We start from the raw sequence: 4,204 nt of genomic DNA, 5'->3' as shown, positions 1-4,204 counted from the left end.
ACGCGACGCGCCGGATGCGGCGTACGAAACCGCACAGTCGCGGCCGTGGCGGGCTGCCTACTTGTAGGTGTGCTGCGGGCCCTGGGCCTTCTTGTACAACGCCTTGAGCATGCGGTCGCGGAAGAAGCCGTTATCGATGAACTTGATGCCGGTGTTGGCGACGGCGGGAATACCGGCCAGTTTGTGGAAGTACCGGCCGCGCCGATACTCCCTACCCCACGCCGCCTCCATCCGCTGCGCGTAATTGGTGAAGTCGTCGGGCCCGCTGTTCTGCAGCGCAGCGATCGCGCATTCGCCTGCGGCAAGCCCGGATTCGAGTGCCTTGGAGATGCCCGCACCCGACGCCGGCTTGCCCGCGCCCAGCGAGTCACCGGTGAACAGCACTCCGGGACGCCACGGCGGCCAGGCGGTGAAGCCCATCGGCAGCCGCCATGCCCGAACGCTCTTGTTCTTCTTCAGTTCCTCGATCGGCGGCAGTTCCCATTCGGGCGGCAGCGTCGTCAGGAACTCGCCGAGGAACTGGGTGGCGTTGATGGACTGCCAATTCTTGTAGCTGTTGACATATCCCAGTCCGATGTTGAATCGTCCACTGCCCATTGGGAAGACCCAGCCGTAGCCCGGCAGCTGGTCGCCCTGGAACGCCAGCTTGAGATAGATGTCGAGGCTGTCGGAGTCCGGACGGTTGGCGTGCATCTCCGCGCGGATCGCGATCGCCGAGTAGCCGTTGTACTCCGAGTCGATCTTGAGTGCCCGCTTGATCGGGGAGTAGGCGCCGTCGGCGGCGATGACGGCGTCGCCGTACACCTTCTCGCCGCTTTTCAACCTCACCCCGACGACGCGGCCGTCGGCGTCCAGCTCGGGCCCGGTCACCTCTGCGGACTGCCGCACCTCGGCGCCCGCCGACTCGGCGTGCTTGAGCAGCAGCGTGTCGAGCTCGGTTCGGCTCACCGTGTGGCCGTGGTCGGGCATGCCCGGACGCTTCGGAAACGACAGCTCCCACTGGCTCGGGCTGAACACCGTGACCCGGTCGACACGGTGGAACTTGGAGACCTCCTCGGCCAACCCCATCTTCTGCAGATAGCTCACCGCCCGCGCGGTCAGGCCGTCGCCGCACGGCTTGTCGCGCGGAAACTCGGCCTTGTCCAGCACCACCACTTTCGCGCCGGTCTGAGCGGCCTGCCACGCGGCGGCCGAACCGGAAGGCCCGCCACCCGCGATGACTAGGTCGTAACGCTGCGTCATGCGCCTCGTCTCGTTTGTCGGGCTGTCGCTGCGATAGTACCCAAGCTGGCGCTGGTCATCTCGGCGGCCAAAGATGCCTGCGTACGCCGGTGAATAGCGTGTCCCGGCACGGTCTGGCCAGGTCAGCGGCATCCGGGCAGGTACAGTGATCGGGTGCGAGGAAGGTCGCGGTCGCGGTCCAGCGGCGAGGCGGGCGTCAAGGTCGACGCCCGCAGCGAACGCTGGCGCGAACATCGCAAGAAGGTGCGCTCGGAGATTGTCGACGCCGCCTTCCGCGCGATCGACCGGCTCGGACCGGAACTGTCCCTTCGGGAGATCGCCGAGGAGGCCGGCACCGCGAAGCCGAAGATCTACCGGCACTTCACCGACAAGTCCGACCTCTTCCAGGCGATCGGCGAACGGCTGCGCGACGTGCTGTGGGCGGCGATCTTCCCGTCCATCAACCTCGCCACCGACCCGGCCCGAGAGGTGATCCGCCGCAGCGTCGAGCAATATGTGCGCCTGGTCGACGAGCACCCGAATGTGGTGCGGTTCCTGATGCAGGGCCGCTTCGCCGAGCAGAGCGAGTCGGCCATGCGGGCCCTGAACGAGGGCCGCGGGATCACGCTCGCAATGGCCGACATGTTCAACAACGAGCTGCGGGAGATGGAGCTCGACGGAGCCGCGATCGAGCTCGCGGCGTTCGCCACGTTCGGTTCGGCCGCCTCGGCGACCGACTGGTGGCTGGGGCCCGAGGAAGACAGCCCGCGCCGGATGCCGCCCGAGGAGTTCGTCGCACACCTGACGACGATCATGGTCGGCGCCATCAACGGCACCTGCGAACTGCTCGGCATCAAGATCGACCCGGATCTGCCGCTGCACGACGGGGTCCGCCGCCGCGAATCGGTGGCCTGACGGCCGATTTGAGGCAACCGCCTCATGCGCTGAGGCGGTCGCCGAAACGATCATCGGGTCATGACACGACCAGAAAACCCCCGCGACGCCGTTATGGCCGTCCTCGATAACCCCGTTCTGCCGGACGGGGACGACGAGCGATTCGCCGGTTTCGGCGTCATGGGGCTGCCCTTTGAAAGTGGCCACTATCTGGCCTTGCGCCAATTCCCGACCGCGTCGTTCGCACCGGCCTACCTGTCGGTGTGGCATCGCGACCCGGCGGGCAACTGGACGTTCTACGCCACCACCCCGGCCGACCAGAGTTGCGCCCGCTATTTCAGTTCGGCGACCGGCAATGACGCCATCCAATGCGACATCGAAGTCAAGTGGATCTCACCCTGGTGGTTCCGGGTATCGATCCCCGGTCTGCTCGAGTGGTCCGTCCACACCACGACGACGGTGAGAACCCGGGTTCTGAGCGCGTTCGGTGCGCGTCTTCCGGAGCGGGCGTGGACCAACCGGACGGTTCTCGGCATCGTCGGCCGTGTCGCGGGTCTGACGTTGGGCGCAGGCCACGTTCGGCTCGCCGGGGCCGCGCCGAACGGCCAGCACTTCATGGTCGCGCCGAAGCAGCTCTGGGCGGTGTCGGCGTCCCGGGCGGTGCTGCGCGACGAGGATCTCGGTCCGATCGGGCCGCTGCCCCGCCAGGCGCGGCTGGCCGACTTCCGTCCGCCCCAAAAGGGTTTGTGCGTGATCGGCAGTGGTCACTTCGAGAATTTCGACGGCGATCGGCACGCCGGCGCCGGTGACACTGCGTTGATCGGCTGACCACGCCGTGACTGCCGGGCACAATTTGCCCATGGGGTCACGACCCGCCGCTTCGACACCCCGGCCCGCGCCAAGCCGGGCCGAGGTGTTGGCGGCGCTGTCGGTGGCGATCGACCTGGGGCTCGGTCAGCCCGCCGAGCACATGCTGCGCTCCGCGCTGATCGCGACGAGAATCGCCGACCGACTCGGCCTCACCCACACGCAGCGGGACTGCACCTACTACGCCACGTTGATCATGTGGATCGGCTGTCACGCCGACTCGCACGAATATGCGCAGTGGTTCGGCGACGACATCGCGGTCCGACACGACTCCTATCTGGTCGACTGGTCGGGGCTGCCCTACCAACGTTTCCTGTTGAGCAATGTCGCGCGCGGCGAGTCGCTGCTGCGTCGACTGAGCGTCATGGCGTCGCTATTGGCCAACGCGCGCGGCCATTTCGGTCGGCTGATCCATTCGCACTGCACCTCGGCGGCGCTGCTGGCGGACCGGATAGGGTTGAGCGCCAACGTCCAGACGGCGCTGGCGTTCACCTTCGAGCGCTTCGACGGCGGCGGGCTGCCCTCCGGTGCGAGCGGAGACGCGATTCCGATCGAGATGCGGGTCGCTCAGCTCGCCGACATGCTGGAGGTGCACCAGCGGTCCTACGGTGTCGAGGGCGCGGTGGCGATGGCACGCGGCCGCAGGGGCGGCCAGTTCGACCCCCAACTGGTCGATGTGGTCATCGCCAACGCCGACGACATCCTGGCAGGTCCACCGGCGGGAGACGCATGGGCGGCCGCGTTGAGGGAAGCGCCCGATCGGAACACCCGACTGGACGAAGATGCGCTCGACGCCCTGCTCGTCGCGCTGGGTGACTTCGTCGACCTGAAATGTCCCTTCACCCTTGGTCATTCGCGGGCGGTCGCCGCCCTTGCCGCCGACGCCGGTACCGCGGCCGGCCTCGAGGCCGACAATGTGGCCCTGATTCGACGTGCCGGATACGTGCACGACCTGGGCCGAATCGGGGTGTCCAACCAAATCTGGTCCAAGCCGGCGCCGTTGAGTTCGGCCGAGTTCGAGCGGATGCGGCTACACCCGTACATGACGGTGCGGATCCTCAGCCACGTCGCTGGTCTGGAGCGGGTCGCGCTGCTGGCCGGCAACCACCACGAACGTGTGGACGGGTCCGGCTATCCACGCAATCTGTCCGACGCCGCGCTGCCGATGGCGGACCGCCTGCTCGCCGCCGCCGTCGGTTACCAGTCCGCTCGTGAGCCACGG

4 protein-coding genes are annotated in these 4,204 nt (G+C 67.5%); 3 read left to right on the top strand and 1 reads right to left on the bottom strand.

The features are described from left to right. Positions 1-57: 57 nt before the first annotated feature. Complete coding sequence (locus ACRDU5_RS10890; protein ID WP_526614513.1) at positions 58-1,242, bottom strand: NAD(P)/FAD-dependent oxidoreductase; 1,185 nt, start codon at positions 1,240-1,242, stop codon at positions 58-60. Between the two features lie 153 nt (positions 1,243-1,395). On the opposite strand from ACRDU5_RS10890, the gene ACRDU5_RS10885 reads away from it, so the two are divergent. The 3 genes from ACRDU5_RS10885 to ACRDU5_RS10875 form a co-directional block, all read left to right on the top strand. Beyond that, a complete protein-coding gene (locus tag ACRDU5_RS10885; protein ID WP_526614512.1) occupies positions 1,396-2,136 on the top strand; it encodes a TetR/AcrR family transcriptional regulator in 741 nt (246 codons plus the stop codon). 60 nt (positions 2,137-2,196) lie between these two features. After that, on the top strand, positions 2,197-2,943 hold the full coding sequence (locus ACRDU5_RS10880; protein WP_526614511.1) for a hypothetical protein: 747 nt from the start codon (positions 2,197-2,199) through the stop codon (positions 2,941-2,943). Between the two features lie 31 nt (positions 2,944-2,974). After that, positions 2,975-4,204 (top strand): HD-GYP domain-containing protein (locus ACRDU5_RS10875; RefSeq protein ID WP_526614509.1); only part of this gene is annotated, 1,230 nt, incomplete at its 3' end.

The sequence above is a fragment of the Mycobacterium sp. genome, assembly GCF_050701515.1.
Classification (GTDB): Bacteria; Actinomycetota; Actinomycetes; order Mycobacteriales; family Mycobacteriaceae; genus Mycobacterium.
The sequence above is the reverse complement of the archived record's forward strand: the minus strand, read 5'-3'. Positions and strand labels throughout refer to the sequence as shown.